General features: G+C 36.8%; 12 protein-coding genes. 8 read left to right on the top strand and 4 right to left on the bottom strand.

Annotated elements, in window-relative coordinates:
• Positions 1-142: 142 nt before the first annotated feature.
• From F0365_RS11505 to F0365_RS11475, 7 genes are all read left to right on the top strand, one after another.
• Positions 143-4864, top strand: a complete 4722-nt coding sequence (locus F0365_RS11505; protein ID WP_169933817.1) for a T9SS type B sorting domain-containing protein — start codon at positions 143-145, stop codon at positions 4862-4864.
• 232 nt (positions 4865-5096) lie between these two features.
• A complete protein-coding gene (locus tag F0365_RS11500; RefSeq protein WP_169933816.1) occupies positions 5097-5507 on the top strand; it encodes a DUF2452 domain-containing protein in 411 nt (136 codons plus the stop codon).
• Between the two features lie 170 nt (positions 5508-5677).
• Positions 5678-6040, top strand: a complete 363-nt coding sequence (locus F0365_RS11495; RefSeq protein WP_169933815.1) for a BlaI/MecI/CopY family transcriptional regulator — start codon at positions 5678-5680, stop codon at positions 6038-6040.
• Positions 6037-7827, top strand: coding sequence for a M56 family metallopeptidase (locus tag F0365_RS11490; protein ID WP_169933814.1), 1791 nt, complete (start codon positions 6037-6039; stop codon positions 7825-7827). Before F0365_RS11495 ends, F0365_RS11490 begins: the two co-directional genes overlap by 4 nt.
• 666 nt (positions 7828-8493) lie before the next feature.
• Positions 8494-9687: a PQQ-dependent sugar dehydrogenase gene (locus F0365_RS11485; protein ID WP_169933813.1), complete on the top strand. Its 1194-nt coding sequence runs from the start codon at positions 8494-8496 to the stop codon at positions 9685-9687.
• A 294-nt stretch (positions 9688-9981) separates the two neighbouring features.
• The gene (locus tag F0365_RS11480; RefSeq protein ID WP_169933812.1) at positions 9982-10416 is read left to right on the top strand and encodes a c-type cytochrome; all 435 of its coding nucleotides are present in this window, start codon (positions 9982-9984) and stop codon (positions 10414-10416) included.
• A gap of 232 nt (positions 10417-10648) precedes the next feature.
• Positions 10649-10888 carry a hypothetical protein gene (locus tag F0365_RS11475; protein ID WP_169933811.1) on the top strand — a complete coding sequence of 80 codons (240 nt, stop codon included), beginning with the start codon at positions 10649-10651 and terminating at the stop codon, positions 10886-10888.
• 59 nt (positions 10889-10947) lie between these two features.
• Here the strand turns inward: F0365_RS11475 and F0365_RS11470 are convergent, their stop codons facing one another.
• The gene (locus F0365_RS11470; RefSeq protein WP_169933810.1) at positions 10948-11283 is read right to left on the bottom strand and encodes a DUF2853 family protein; all 336 of its coding nucleotides are present in this window, start codon (positions 11281-11283) and stop codon (positions 10948-10950) included.
• A 63-nt stretch (positions 11284-11346) separates the two neighbouring features.
• Complete coding sequence (gene menD / locus F0365_RS11465; RefSeq protein WP_169933809.1) at positions 11347-13017, bottom strand: 2-succinyl-5-enolpyruvyl-6-hydroxy-3-cyclohexene-1-carboxylic-acid synthase; 1671 nt, start codon at positions 13015-13017, stop codon at positions 11347-11349.
• Between the two features lie 545 nt (positions 13018-13562).
• On the opposite strand from menD, the gene F0365_RS11460 reads away from it, so the two are divergent.
• A complete protein-coding gene (locus F0365_RS11460) occupies positions 13563-13775 on the top strand; it encodes a hypothetical protein (protein ID WP_169933808.1) in 213 nt (70 codons plus the stop codon).
• 6 nt (positions 13776-13781) lie between these two features.
• On the opposite strand, the gene F0365_RS11455 is transcribed toward F0365_RS11460, so the two are convergent.
• The gene (locus tag F0365_RS11455; protein ID WP_169933807.1) at positions 13782-14789 is read right to left on the bottom strand and encodes an isochorismate synthase; all 1008 of its coding nucleotides are present in this window, start codon (positions 14787-14789) and stop codon (positions 13782-13784) included.
• A gap of 66 nt (positions 14790-14855) precedes the next feature.
• Positions 14856-15269, bottom strand: a complete 414-nt coding sequence (locus tag F0365_RS11450) for a PaaI family thioesterase (protein WP_169933806.1) — start codon at positions 15267-15269, stop codon at positions 14856-14858.
• Between the last annotated feature and the right edge of the window lie 56 nt (positions 15270-15325).

The following is a 15325-nucleotide window of genomic DNA, read 5'->3' as shown; positions in this document are numbered from 1 at the left end:
GTATATACTGTTGACAATTATAGTTTTAATCAACATTTTAGTTTTTAAATCGTATAGAGTACTTATATATTTACCAACAATAAACAATTCTTCTGTTAGCACATTTTCTTTTTAAAATTTGAATTGTATAAAGAATAGTACCATGAAATATGTTTTAATAGTCATTGGGGTTTTTCTAATGAATTGCAGCCTGTACGCTCAAACCATAAGCATTAGCAATACTACCGGTGAAGCCAGTATACAAAAATCAACACCTCAAGTACCCAGCATACAGACAGGTGAACGTTTTAGTTACACCATTGATTTTCAGAACCTAAACAATAGCAACACATTAGTCATTACAGATGCATTGCCTGCTGGCTTGTGCTTTGCCGCTAGTGATGTAAGAGCTAATAATGCCTTTGTAGACTTTAATGGTTCCTCTATTCCTGCACCTAATAGCATTCCTAATTTAATCGATACCTCAGCACTACCTGCGGTAGTATTTAATATACCTAATAATGTACAAAGTGGTTCTTTTACTATTAGCGTCAGTTTTTGTGCAGGTGAAACGCCTAATGGTTTTACCGCCACTAATACTATTTGCGCAGACTACACTAGCAATGGAAATACAGAAAGTTTTTGCAGTCCACAAGGTTTAACCAGCACTGCGCAAGCAGTAAGCCCTTGGGGCCAAATTTCTAAGGAAGCTATTTTACCAGCGGTGAGCGATGCTGCTGGAAATACATTTGTTCGTAATACTAATGGGATAGCAAACTACCGTATTATCGTTCAAAAAGATCCAGCTTTTCAAGGGCTTACTTTTGGTATGCTTAATCTGGATAACGTAACTATATCTGAAATAGCATCACCAGCTTGTGCTGTTGTGTCTTTAGTAAGCGGTCCTGGAACATACAACAGTGTTACAAATCAAATAGAGTTAAACAGCAGCCTTATAGGGTCGGACCCTTTTTTTACGATTGAATTTATCGTAGAGGTAGATTATTCTCCTTGTGGCACACTTACCGAAGGACAAAGCTTAAGCAATAGAGTAGAATTAAATGGAACTCCTGCAGGAGGGACACCACAAAATAACATTGCAAATGCAACTACAGTTGTTACCGCTACCGCTACTTTACCTGCTCCCAATCAAACTAGTGCTGTTACGAAGTTAGTTAATGCTAGAAACCCGGTAGTAGGATGTCAGGGCAGGTATGAATTTCAATTTTTTAACTCCGATAACCGTGCAATCGCTCCTTATGAAGCCATCGACACCATTCCTGCTGGATTGATTCCAGATAGTTATGAAGTCATAGGAGATATAAGCACGTTAAGTGCAAACAGAACTTTCGATGTTTTTATAAATGGAACTTTAGACCGCAGTTTCACTTTACCTGATGATAACTTTATCAGGTTCCCTTGGAATGGTGCCAGTGGCGATGTCATTAGAATAGTTGCCCAAAATGGAACAGAGCTATATCCAGGTGATTTTCTCATAATAGGTATATACTTTACTATAGACGCTAGTTTATCACCTGGTGACTTAGTAACTAACTGTGTGGATTTTACTGCAGATATTATTCTAGACGGAGATCCTAATGTCCCAACTGGAAATCAATCCTGTATAGACTTACTTATTGAAGCTCCTTCTATGGACATTTGTGTTACTAAAAATGTGAGAATTGCCGACACACCAGATCCATTTACAACCAGTATTACCAATATTGCTCCCAATGATGAAGTAGAGTTTCAAATTTGTGTTCAAAATAACGGAAGCATTGATTTTAACGGCCGTATGGAAGATGTATTAAATCCTAGGTATGAATTTATCTCCGTAGATAATTCGAGTATGCCTTTGGGAGTCACTTTTACTCAAACGGGTCAAAACCTTGTTTGGGATGGCTTAAGCATTGATCAAACTTGCGAAATTTTTAGCTTTGATAACGGCTGTGCCATTCAAGGAACCTTCTTTTGTGCTACTGTAAGAGCAAGAGTTAGACCCTTTACAGCAGCCGGAAACATAGATAACGACGCTCGTATTATAGAAAATTCGGGAATACTATTAGCTACATCAGATTTTGCTAAAGTCAATGTGATAGACTCCGCTGTTTTTGTAATAAGAAAGGAAGTGTCTCTAGATAATATAAATTTTCAAACCACTCCTTTAGTCGTAGATCCTAATTGTGACGATACTATTTATTACCGCATAAGAGTGGAAAACATAGGGAATAGAGATGCCAGCCAATTCATTCTCTTTGATGAACTTCCTTTTCCTGGTGACCTATTCTACCCGACCAACTTGAACCGCAACAGTACTTTTTCTTTTACGAACATCATAAGTAGCAGTAGTGATTTTAATACAAGTTATCTCAACTATAATCCCGCTTCTAATTTTACTCCTGATAATTTTAATTGTGGTGCTACTCCAGCAGGATCAGCTTTCAGTGCCTCTAGCAGAACAGTACGTTTTGAAAATAGCCGCACCTTAACAAATACCGATGTTTTTGAGGTCCTTATTGAAGCCACCTTACCTAGCAATAATTTAACGTCTAGCGATATGGTAATTAATAGCGCATATATTGTCAATTGTGCTGTGCCAGGCAGTATTATTGCCACCTCTAGCATCACCTCGCCAGCAATTGTGGATATTCAAAAAACAGTAGAAGCTGGATTTGATGTTTCTATAGGAGTTTGCTCTACCGGAACTCCTATTAATATATTTGACCTTATTTCAGGTAGTCCAGATGCCGGTGGAACCTTTACACCTGCATTAGCGAGTAACGGAGCTGTTTTTGATCCAGCAGTAGACCCTGCTGGTGTGTTTACCTATACCGTAACAGCAACACCTTCTTGTGCCACAGACTCTTCAGAGTTGACCATAAGCATAAGTCCGCAACCTGATCCTGGACTTGATGCTTCCATAACCGTTTGCGAGACCGATACAGTAGTGAATTTATTCAGTTCATTAAATGGCACCCCTGATAATGGTGGTTCTTGGTCACCAATTTTAACCAGTGGTACAGGAATATTTGATCCTGCAATTGATCCTGCTGGCACCTATGTGTACACCATACCTGCAGCAAACTTTTGTCCTGCTGTTAGTGCTCAAGTTAATGTGACCGTTAATGCAGCTGCAAATGCTGGAATAGATGCTACTGTAGATCTGTGTTCAACGGGAACTCCGGTAGATTTGAACACACTATTGTTGGGAAATCCAGACTCGGGAGGTACTTGGACTCCCTCTCTAATTAGTGGTACAGGAATTTTTGAACCAAGTATGGATAGCGCAGGAGTTTACACCTACACCGTTAGTGGAAACCTCCCCTGCCCAGATGACAGCGCCCAACTTACGATGAGCATCACTACCTCACCAGATCCAGGAACAGACGGTACGGTAGACATTTGTGCTAACGCAAGTCCTATAGATGTATTCAATAGTTTAAATGGCACACCACAAACTGGTGGAACATGGACACCAGCTTTGAACAGCGGTTCTGGAGTTTTTGATCCTGCTATTGATCTATCAGGAAATTACACCTACACTTTAGCTGCAGTAGGCTCTTGTCCTCCATCAACTTCACAGGTAAGCGTAAATATTACTCCGGCTCCCGATCCTGGTGCTAACGGTACCATTACATTGTGTAATTCCAGTCTCCCATTAGATCTTATCAATGCGTTAAACGGTACACCAGACACTGGAGGGATTTGGACACCAGCGTTGGCTTCAGGTACAGGATTATTTGATCCTGCTACAGATACTTCTGGAACTTATACCTATACAGTGAGTCGCAATGCTTGTATGGATGAAAGTGCAACGGTTCAAGTTAACTTTAATCCAGATGTCATTATAGCCACCGCTAATAATTTAGAAGAATGTGATCAAGTAGGTGGTAATGATGGGCTCACTTCCTTCGATCTCACACAAGAAGAGAACACTATCTTAAACGGTCTCAACCCAGCAAATCATAACCTTACTTATTATGCTACGAGTAATGATGCGGTAAATGGTAGCAATGCTTTAAATACAAACTATACAAATACCAGTAGTACACAAACTATTTTTGTCAGAGTAGAAAATATTGCGACCAACTGTTTTGCTACTACTTCTTTTAACATCATTGGTTTAATGTTGCCAGAACCGCAACTACTTGACGAATATGAAGCCTGTTTGAATGAAGACGGAGTTCCCATCAACCCTTCTAGATTACCTATACTGGATACCGAGCTTTCGAATGCTATCTATACGTTCGCATGGCTTTTTGAAGGCAATCCTATAAATGGAGCAACAGACAGTACTTATCGTGCGGATACTGTTGGTAATTACAGCGTAGTAATTACCAATACAACTACAGGTTGTATCAACACCGATGAGACTAGGGTAGTACAAGAGCCTTATCTTGTGGCACAAGCCAGCTTGGTAACTACTCAGTTTGATCGTGATCCAGTTATCGAAGTAACTGTTCTCAATGATCGTGGAGATACGTATTTATACCGTTTAGATAATGGCCCTTGGCAAACCAGCAATCGATTTGAAAACCCTGGAAATGGAATTCATACCATTACTGTCAAAGGACCTAACAGCTGTGGTATTGCCAGAGATAGCATTTTAGTATTGCGTTATCCGAGGTTCTTCACACCTAACAGTGATAGCTTTAATGATTATTGGCAAGTAGAGAACTTAACAGATCTGGATGGAAACAAACTTTATATTTTTGACCGTTATGGCAAGTTACTTAAACAACTTTCTTTAGACGGTCCTGGTTGGGACGGAACTTATAATGGCAACCCTATGCCGTCTTCAGATTATTGGTTCACGCTAGAATATGTAGATCCCAATACAGGAGAAATGGCAGTTTTAAAATCTCATTTTAGCCTAAAGAGATAGTGTTTACGATTCCGCTTTCGCGAAAGCGGAACAACTAACTAACGATCAATAAAAGGCAAGTTTTTAAGCTATAGCAAAATTTACTAGGCATTTATAATACCTATTTAGGTTTCGGGAAACAGGGCGATTTGACTATTTAAAAATGGACGCATTTGCTACTTCGATTATTTTATGAATAACAAATTCTTGTTAAGTTCGTATTATAAAACGACCTATCATTTAAATTTGCAACATGAGTGAAGAAAAGAAGCCAGATTACGTAGTTTATGATGAAGAAACAGGTACTTATAATGCCGCACTTCTTCCTTATTCCAGTGGCGTATCGGCTCCTAAAATCACCACTCCAGATATTACCTCATGGAAACAGACCAATATTAATAAGGTCAACCATGAGATCAAATCCCAATTTGACCAACTCAAAGCACAATACGATGGAATGGTTAAAAAATATGAGGACAACCAACTCGTTTATGGAGCTAAATTCTCTTTTGAGCCTATCGTAGGGGAAACTTATCATTTATACAAAGGACGTAAAGATGGATTACCTTTCTTATCGGTTATCTCTCCTGAAGAATGTTCTTGGGATTCTGTAGGCACCTATAGACTTACTTCTGAAAAATTGTGGGAAGAAATAAGTAACTAATCCCACTACCTTACTGCGCATCACCACTCCTAGACACTTCGCTTAGAACTGCTTAAATACTCGTTTTAAATAGGTTCACCTATTTTTTGTTATTTTATAACTAAATAATTAGTTTAAACTAACTTCTTAGTTTATATTTGAACTAAGTTTTTAGTTAATCTTATAGTTTTATGAAAACACTCACCACTGCCGAAGAAGATATCATGCAACACCTCTGGGATCTCAAAGAAGCAAACGTTGCGCAAATTATCGATAAAATGCCAGAGCCTAAACCTGCTTACAATACGGTTTCTACCATTATCAGGATTTTAGAAAATAAAGACTTTGTCAACTATCGTAAGGAAGGTCGTGGTCATATTTACTTCCCTAGCGTTTCTAAAAACGATTATTCTCAAGCTACCGCAAGTAAACTAGCCAGCAATTATTTTAAAGGTTCCTTTAAGAGTATGGTTTCCTTTTTTATGCAGCAGGAAGACCTAAGCGTAAAGGAACTAGAAGAAATCTTGAACGAAATAAATAAAAAGAATTCATGATACAGCATTTGATCCACAGTTCTATACTCGCTGCATTGTTTTATGGCGTTTATCACTTCTTTCTAAGAAAAGAAACATTTTTTCAATGGAATAGAGCTTTTTTACTGGCTATTCCACTATTGAGTATTGCTATACCTTTTTTAAATGCTCCTTTTGAAATTGAATTAGCAACATTCAATGAGCCTGTTGTTATTCCAGCGTCGTTAGAAATGTCAGAAACTTTAATTATTGATAATCACGTGACGGCTGTTCCTATAGAAAAACCTATTGACTATATGATAATTGCTTTGCTTATCTACGGAATAGGTGTTCTTATAAGTCTATTATCCTTCTTATATAAAATTTCTACCATAAAGGAAATCATTAGTAAAGGAACCTCTCAATTTAAGAATGGACTTCAAATTACTAAAACAACACAAAAACTTACTGCTTTCTCCTTTTTTAATAACATTGTTATTGATGAAAATATAGGTCCAGAAAAAACCGAAGAAATTATCGCGCATGAACGTGTACATATCAAACAGCTTCACTCCTATGATTTAGTCGCATATGAGCTGTGTAAAATTATTTTTTGGTTTCATCCTATTCCTTATTTAGCACAACGCGAGTTGAAGTTAGTTCATGAATATATCGTAGATCAATTCCTATTGAAAAACCAAGAAAGCAATACCTATCAAGAATCATTATTAAAAACCGTTTTTGGAACCGATCAATTTACCCTTGCCAGTTCTTATTTCAATAAATCCTTATTAAAAAACCGAATCCTTATGTTACAGAAAAAGAAAAGTACCGCAAAAGCCTTATTTAAACTCGCTTTCATTCTTCCAATCGTTCTAGGCAGTATCATTTTTACGGCTTGTACGCAAGATCCAGAGTTAACTACTGAATCCACAGAAATAAATGAAGAAGAAAAATCAAATTTCATTCCTCGCCTTTCAAAATTTGAATACGGACAAAAAGATTTATATCAAGGACTGAGTGAAAATGATATTAAATTTTATAATTCTTTTAGAAATAGCTTAAAGGTTGATAGCCTTAATGATAAAGCCTTTGACGTATTTTTAGAAATGATTAAATCGGAAGATGGAAAACGCTGGTCTAGAATCTTCACAAAAATCAATAATAATGGAAAAACCCTAATCGTTGATGACGTCAATGAAAATTTTAATATTATTTATATAACCGAGTCACCTAAAAGTAATCCTAGCTACATGACAGCACCTAATGAATGGAATACCAATTCGATAAAATCGTATGTTGAAGGTTTTTTGGTCGGCACTGGAAAGGATAAAGTATCTGAGTTGGACGACGACGTCTACAGTAAAATGATGGGTCAAGTTATCCAGATGAAAGAAAACACCATCGAAGAAATCGTAGAAATAAAAGAGGTTTATCCAAATTCAAACACAATCGATCCTGATGCCGAAGTCATTACCGAAGATATACCCTTTGCCATCATAGAAGAAGTACCACATTTTGAAGACTGCACAGGTACTAATGCAGAATTGAAGAAATGCACTTCAGACAAGATCACGCAATTTGTGAACAAAAACTTTAATACTGGTATCGCTAAAGATATGTCTGGACGTCATAAAATATCAGTCCAATTTAAGATTGATATCAATGGTAATGCGGTAGAAATAAAGTCAAAAGCTGAAAGTGTCGAGCTACAAAAGGAGGCGACTCGTGTAATCAAGCAATTACCCAAAATGACTCCAGGTAAGCAAAGAGGTGAGCCAGTTGGCACTATTTATGCGCTACCTATCATATTTGAGGTTCAGAAATAAATATTTTTTTAGCTTTCGCGAAAGCGGAACAACCCTTATCAAAGCGATTCTTTACTAATAAGAATCGCTTTTTTATTTTTATTGCTAAAATTATTAGCAATTTAAGTAATTGATTGTCAATTATTTAATAAAATAAGTGAAAATAATTCTTTAATTAACTGTAACAATTGAAAAGCGTGGTCGTCTATTAAGTATAACCAAAAAATAAAAACATTATGAAAACTTCTACAGGATTTTTAAACGGAAACCAACTGACAAACAACAGAACAAGTAACGCGACTACGTTTTCAGATTCATGGAACTCCAGACGTCGTTACAGATAAATGAAACACCAATCTTCAAACCTAGATCATGAAAAACTCCATAAAAATTTTAGCACTAAACTCCGATTTTCCCATGCTTTCCAGAAATCGCTCTACAGATGAAAATCTTCCTTTCAATGAGGATATGGAAGCCAGTAGAACTTTCTTTTTATGCTAAAAGAAACAGTGTTTTTTCAACCCAGTAGTTATTTTGAATTAGCCTTCTACCCTACTCCTTTTAAAAGACACTCAAATTTAATAACCACCAACAACAGATAAATCCCTTAGTGAACGCTAAGGGATTTATCATTTTATTATTGTTTTGTGACTGTCGAAGATTTACTTTTAATTTAAATAACAGATCATGAAACGATTTTCTCTACTACTACTATTCATTATTCTCGCCATCGGTTGTAAGAATAAGTCCGATTCTACAGAAGATCTCGCGGTAAATAAGCCATTAAATGATTCTTTTTCTGTCTTTGAAAGCAATCAACAAATTCCTTCTGTTCAAAATATTCCACTTATAGAAGATCAAAAAGACTATACAGTAACACCTATTGTAAAAGACCTTACTAATCCTTGGGGCATGACCTGGCTGCCTAATGGCGATTTGATCTATACAGAAAAGGAAGGGAAACTATACCGATTCGACGGGAACAAATCACAGGAAATATCTGGAGTTCCTGAGGTGTATTTACGCGGTCAAGGGGGTTTGCTCGATGTGACTCTACATCCTGATTTTAAAAAAAACAACAAGATCTATATTTCCTATGCCAGCGCTGAAGGTGCAGGCTCGGGTGGGAATACAGCAATTGCAAGCGCAATCTTAAAAAACGATGAATTAATCGACCTAAAAGTCCTCTACAAAGCAACTCCCAATACAAAAAAAGGTCAACATTTTGGCAGTCGCTTTGCATGGGATCGAGAAGGCTACTTGTATTTCTCTGTTGGTGAGCGTGGAGAACGAGATATCAACCCACAAGATTTGAAACGAGATGGTGGTAAAATCTATAGAATACATGACGATGGGCGTATTCCTGAAGATAATCCTTTTGTAGATATTCCTGGAGCTAAAACTGCCGCTTTTACGTATGGAAATAGGAATCCGCAAGGGATGACCGTACATCCTAAGACGGGACAAATCATCGCCCATGAACACGGCCCCCAAGGTGGTGACGAAATTAACTTTATAAAACCAGGACGCAATTACGGATGGCCAGTCATCAGCTACGGAGAGAATTATGGAGGTGGTGAGTTTGCCGAAAGTACTGCTAAAGAAGGAATGGAACAACCTTTCTACTATTGGGTACCGAGTATTGCTCCTAGCGGTTTTGCTATTATTGATAATGCTGCCTATAGAGACTGGAACGGCAACTATTTAGTAGGCTCCCTAAAGTTTCAATACCTAGAAATGCTCTACGTGAACAACAAAGGCGTTACCAAAAGAGAAAAGCTAGTCGACGGTTTAGGCCGCATGCGCAATGTAAAAATAGGACCTGAAGGTTTGATTTATATCGCTGTAGAAGGCAAAGGGATATTTCGTTTAACTCGTTAACTGTGAGTTGTGAACTTTGAACTTTGAGCTGTGACCTGTGAGTTGTGAGCTTTGGAATGTGGATTAATGAAGATATTTTGTGATAGAAAAAGCCGCTTTCAATCGGCTCAATAAAAGAACGCCGCAGGCGACAAAACAATTCTCAGGGGTGGAATTCAATCTGCCTTTTAAAGGCGATTTCAATCTATTGGTAGGTGTTGAAATTCTAGTATACCACCTAACCCATAAATTATTCTCTATTAAATCATTTCCTTTACAGATTGATTTGTATTTTTAAACCACATCAAAGAACTTATGAAATATCTATTTATACTAGCCGTAGCAATTGTTTTTAGCAGTTGTGGAGATGACAAGAAGAAAGAGACCACAGGGAACTATGCAGCAAATGCGGTACAGAAAACGCCGCTAGAGCAAAGTGTCTCTCGTGGTAAAGAAATATATGGCGAGCTTTGTGTGACTTGTCATTTACCCAATGGAAAAGGAGTTGCAGGAGCTTTTCCTCCCTTAAATCCGTCAGACTGGTTAACAAACAAGCGTATAGAAAGCATTCATGCTGTGAAATATGGTTTAAAAGGTAAAATCATAGTCAATGGAGCCGAATACAACAATGTCATGCTACCACTTGGCTTGGACGATAAAGAAGTGGCCGATGTCATGAATTACACTATACAGACGTGGAACAGCGGTGAGATAGTTACCGAAGAGGAAGTCAAAGCCGTAAAACAGTAATTGTTTTACGGAATCACACCTATATATTATAAACTCATTGAATCTTTAAAAGAATAGAGAAATGCAAATTGTCTAGCAAAGCTCTAAGCAAGGAACAAAATTCTTTTGATGGAAGTGTGCACCTGAAAATTTAAGATTAACAAAAGAAGGTACAGTACAAATTGCGCTTACTCTGGAAGAAGAAAAAAACAGCAATTCCAACCTCATTAAATCGTTCAGCCTCAGCCAAAATATGCTGATAGGTAATGACGGTATCACACTTATAATAAAGAACTTACCTCCTTCCATACAAGAAATAGGATTAGTAGATTGCGATATAATTGATTTTGGCGGGTTAGAAATCTTAAAATACATGTGGACAGCACCTCATTTTCAAATTATTTGTATGGAACAAAACAAGCTTTCTGACTTCTTAAAAAAGGAATTCCGTAGTTTAAAAAAGGAAAACCCATCTATTCTGCTGATTCTCTAAACTAAAAAACCCCATCTCTATAAAACAGAAATGGGGTTTTTAATATGACATAAAAAATTCTAGCTATATACCGACTCTTTACCGTGGTGTACGCAAAGCATATAATAAATAATCGCACGATATTTTGCGCGCTCACTCTTACCATACTTTTCCATAACAGCTTCTACAGACGCCATCAATTGATCACCAGAAAGACCTAATTTCTTTACTAAATAATTATCCACTACGCGTTGCATCTCATTAGATTCGGCACTTACCGTCTCAGCATCTTTATTATAGATCGATGGACCTAAGCCTTTAGCTACTTTTCTAAGCAATTCTTCATCTAGTTGACCACCTATTTTTTCCTTATAAGCTGCGATGTATTTTTCTACTCTTTCGTCAAATTTACTCATAATCTTTACCTTAAATTTTAAGTTATTATTTAAATGTATGCATTAAAGATATGGGAATAAATTCTATTTTAAAAATCTAAAGTAATCTAGAAGAACAGTATCATTTATCTGTCGAGGTGTAAATATTTCCAATACTTGTGGTTGATCATTGTGAGAGAATAGTTTTTTACACGCTTCCGCGAAAGCGGACTCCTCACTAATACTTTCATAATTCACACCGTGCATCTTGCAAAGATGTTGGGCTGTAAGCTGGTGTTGCGTTTCAAAATAAGTATCAAACTCCTTAGTATCTTTATGTCCCGGCAAAATTCTAAAAATTCCACCACCCGAATTGTTTATAAGGATTATTTTAAAATTTTTAGGAATATAATTGTTCCATAATGCATTAGAATCGTAGAAAAAACTAAGGTCACCTGTAATAAAAACAACTGGTTGATCGATGGCCATAGCTGCTCCTATAGCCGTACTCGTACTTCCATCAATTCCACTGGTACCGCGATTAGAAAAAACAGTATGCGTAGCATTCATCTGGAAGAGCTGTGCATACCTGATCGTACTGCTATTTCCTAACTGCAAGACAATAGCATCTGGTAAACTTGGGAATACCAACTCAAATACTTTAAAGTCAGACCAAGGCATTTGCGCAAAATAATCTTCTCTTTTAACTAAATACGTATGGAAATGCTGCAGCCATCTTTTTTGATAATCACTTTCTATATGATCCTTAGGCAGCTGGTGCACCCATTTTTGTGGTTTTACCTTCATATGACCAGCAAGTTTAAAAAACGTGTCATATGCGCGCCGTTTCCCTACATGGTAATGTACTTTAGTCTCAAAACGTCTCAGGTATTGTTTGATTTTTTTTGAAACAATCATACCCCCTATGGTGATCACAAGATCTGGTTGAAGATCTCGTATCTGATCGTCTTCTTTCTCTATAGGAGCAATAAGGGTGTCAATTCCCCAAATTACTTTTTCATGTACCACATTACTACTGACCTCACTCATCACAAGAACGCTGGGATCACTGGTCAATACATCTAGATCTTCCTTATTAAACACCGGCGGATTAAGTGTTGCTAGAATGACGAGCTTTCTTTTGGCTGTTTTCCATTGCGCTATAAAGCTATCTGGAATAGCACTGGACTCCTCTTTTAACAAGTCTATTACTTTGACTTGAAGTGAAGCCGCTTCCACTCTGTTGTATAAAGGTTCTTCAAAAGGTATATTGATATGAACCGGTCCATGTTGTGAAATAGAAGTATTGATCGCTTTGTTAATCAATCGCTCATTTGTTGCAATACCTTCTTGATCATCTAGCGACTTTATAATTTCTAACTGCGTATCGTATAAGATATGGTTGGCATACACATGTTGTTGCCTTATAGTCTGACCATCGCCAATATCTATTTTATGTGTTGGACGGTCTGCACTGAGGACTATAAGAGGTATTTCTGAATAAAAAGCTTCGGCAACTGCTGGATAATAATTCAACAAAGCACTACCACTAGTACAAAGAACCGCTACCGGCTCTTGTAATTGCTGAGCTATTCCTAGAGCTACATGAGCTGCACAACGCTCATCCACAATACTATAACAATTAAAAAAATCGTTTTCTGAGAAACCTATAATTAATGGGGCGTTTCTAGAACCCGGAGAAATAACAATATTCTTAATACCTCTTTCTTGGAATAAAAGAATGACCTGTTGCGCATGTAGAATTTCTGGATACATATAGGACAAAGGTAAACGCGAAAAGCGGTGTAACCAACTTCCTTAACAGCTTCTTACGATACAGAATAAATATCAAGAAACCGGTGGAAACACGATTCTTTAGACTTCATTACTTCTATAAAAAAAATGCAAGCTAACCAATGAGATATTCTAATTTGCCATTTTATATCTCCAATGGAATATACCGCTCATTAACTTAGAGTTAGCACTATAAAACGGAAGAACGAACCTTTAAAAGCTGTCAAAATAAGTATTATAAATCATAAAAGCACTTCATAATTTATTATCGAGTTCTTAATAAAACATGATAAATTTTAAAAACATTCTATTTTAAATAGTCGTGCAATAAGAATAACCGATTTCTAAAGTTTCTAACGTCCACTGTCGAACGAAAAAACCAAGTGATGTTAGAGACAAAGAAGGCCTTAACGAACTACTTGACTATTCAAATGCGCATTTCATCCTGTTTATCCCACTTTTAAAAAACTTAACCCTAAATTTAGAAAATCAGAATAGTTTATTTGAAATATTATAACGATATTTAAATGAAAATAAAAGCAGCTCCATCTATGATCCTATTTAAATATCTTATTTTTTATTCGTTTGTAGGATTGTACCAATCTGCTTTATTTATAAAATCTGGGATAAGAAGATGTTCTAATTATATGAAATCATGGAATGAGAACAACAATGAGCGAGGACAATCCGTAGGATTTAAAACTACCTTATTACGTACTGCTTTTAGAAGCATTCTTTAATCGATTTTACAATACCTTTTTCATAGTAAGCAGTTTATTCATGGTCTCCTCATATTCTGCTTTGGGATCGCTTAAAGCGGTAATTCCCCCGCCTACATAAATGTCTACCTCCTGATCATAAAGTTGCATGCATCTTAAATTCACAAAGTAGTTTGCCGTGTTTTGGTCTACCATACCTAAATATCCCGTATAGAAGGAACGGTCATAGTTTTCATTCTGCAGAATAAATTCCAATGCTTGATTCCTAGGAATCCCACAAACTGCAGGTGTAGGATGTAAAGCATGAATAAAATTACTTTTATCATCCATAGCTATAGAAGCAGTAATATCAGTACTTAAATGAATTAGACTTCCTGCTTGAACCGTTTTTACTTCTGATTTTTGAATGTCAAGCGCTCCATTTTTATGGAGGTTATGGATGATAAATTCAGTAACCAATTCTTGTTCTTCAATTTCTTTTTTACCCCATTCATGTACTTCATATTCTTTATAAAGAGCTGTTCCAGCAAGTGACATCGTTTGTAGTTTTCCCTCTTTTACACGAACCAATATTTCTGGTGTAGCACCCATCCATTTTCCTACTTTAGGATGATAAAAAAAGTAGCAATTAGCTTCTGTATATTGATCTAATAAATTGGAAAGAATTTCTAAATCAGAGGCTTTTTTAGGAAAGCTTTGTTTGCGCGAAAGAACCACCTTTTTCATACTAGTTTCTTTCAGCATACTTACGGCTTTTTCAATGAGTTTCACATAACGATTTTGCTCCACTTCATCAACTAGATAAGTGGTGTTCATTTGCTCTACGACCTTAAGTTGACGTTTTTCAATAGTGAAGCTTTCATCTTCCTCAGCATATATGAACACCTGATCTTCTGAATTTTGAAATTTGCAAAAAACACCATAAGTCATGTTGTCAGGTACTGTTTTATGCCATTTTTGATCTCGCTGTGAGAGAACGCGCACATGGCTATCGTTTGCAGTTCTCAGTAATAAGAATGGTAGTTTTTTTTTCAATAAATCAGCCAGGTATGGGAGTAAGTTTTTGCGCAAACGGTATAGAAATAAAGGTTAAATAATGAGTTATTTTTTCAAAGCGATAGTCGTCAATTTACAGATAGAAATGAGCTTGTTTTCTTCATCTGTAATTCTGATTTCCCAAAGTTGAGTCGTCCTCCCTTTGTGCAAGAAACGAGCCGTTGCAAAAACGTGTCCGTCCTTTTTAGACCGGGTGTGATTGGCGCTAATTTCTAAACCGCGAATGGCAAAATTATCTGTGTCTAAAAACAAATAACTCGCTGCACTACCTACCGACTCGGCAAGAGCGACACTAGCTCCTCCATGAAGCACTCCATCTGGTTGATGCACTTTTGATGTAACCGGCATTCGAGCAGTTAAGAAATCTTCTCCTACGTTTACAAACTCAATATCTAGGGTGTCCATTAGCGTATTGCGGCAAATAGCATTACAACGCTGTAGTATCTTTTCTTTGTCCATATCTTTACCAAAAATAAGTCATAGCTAAAGAATACTAGTTTATTGTTTGAATTTCC

The organism is Nonlabens sp. Ci31, assembly GCF_012974865.1.
Taxonomy (GTDB): domain Bacteria; phylum Bacteroidota; class Bacteroidia; order Flavobacteriales; family Flavobacteriaceae; genus Nonlabens.
Note: the sequence above shows the minus strand (reverse complement) of the source record. Positions and strands in the feature narration are given on the sequence as shown.

Excerpts from the sequence above, each read along its gene's own strand:
- F0365_RS11480 (WP_169933812.1), top strand. The coding sequence starts at position 9,982 with ATGAAATATCTATTTATACTAGCCGTAGCAATTGTTTTTAGCAGTTGT.
- F0365_RS11485 (WP_169933813.1), top strand. The coding sequence starts at position 8,494 with ATGAAACGATTTTCTCTACTACTACTATTCATTATTCTCGCCATCGGT.
- F0365_RS11490 (WP_169933814.1), top strand. The coding sequence starts at position 6,037 with ATGATACAGCATTTGATCCACAGTTCTATACTCGCTGCATTGTTTTAT.
- menD (WP_169933809.1), bottom strand. The coding sequence starts at position 13,017 with ATGTATCCAGAAATTCTACATGCGCAACAGGTCATTCTTTTATTCCAA.
- F0365_RS11495 (WP_169933815.1), top strand. The coding sequence starts at position 5,678 with ATGAAAACACTCACCACTGCCGAAGAAGATATCATGCAACACCTCTGG.
- F0365_RS11505 (WP_169933817.1), top strand. The coding sequence starts at position 143 with ATGAAATATGTTTTAATAGTCATTGGGGTTTTTCTAATGAATTGCAGC.
- F0365_RS11470 (WP_169933810.1), bottom strand. The coding sequence starts at position 11,283 with ATGAGTAAATTTGACGAAAGAGTAGAAAAATACATCGCAGCTTATAAG.
- F0365_RS11500 (WP_169933816.1), top strand. The coding sequence starts at position 5,097 with ATGAGTGAAGAAAAGAAGCCAGATTACGTAGTTTATGATGAAGAAACA.
- F0365_RS11475 (WP_169933811.1), top strand. The coding sequence starts at position 10,649 with ATGCTGATAGGTAATGACGGTATCACACTTATAATAAAGAACTTACCT.
- F0365_RS11450 (WP_169933806.1), bottom strand. The coding sequence starts at position 15,269 with ATGGACAAAGAAAAGATACTACAGCGTTGTAATGCTATTTGCCGCAAT.
- F0365_RS11460 (WP_169933808.1), top strand. The coding sequence starts at position 13,563 with ATGAAAATAAAAGCAGCTCCATCTATGATCCTATTTAAATATCTTATT.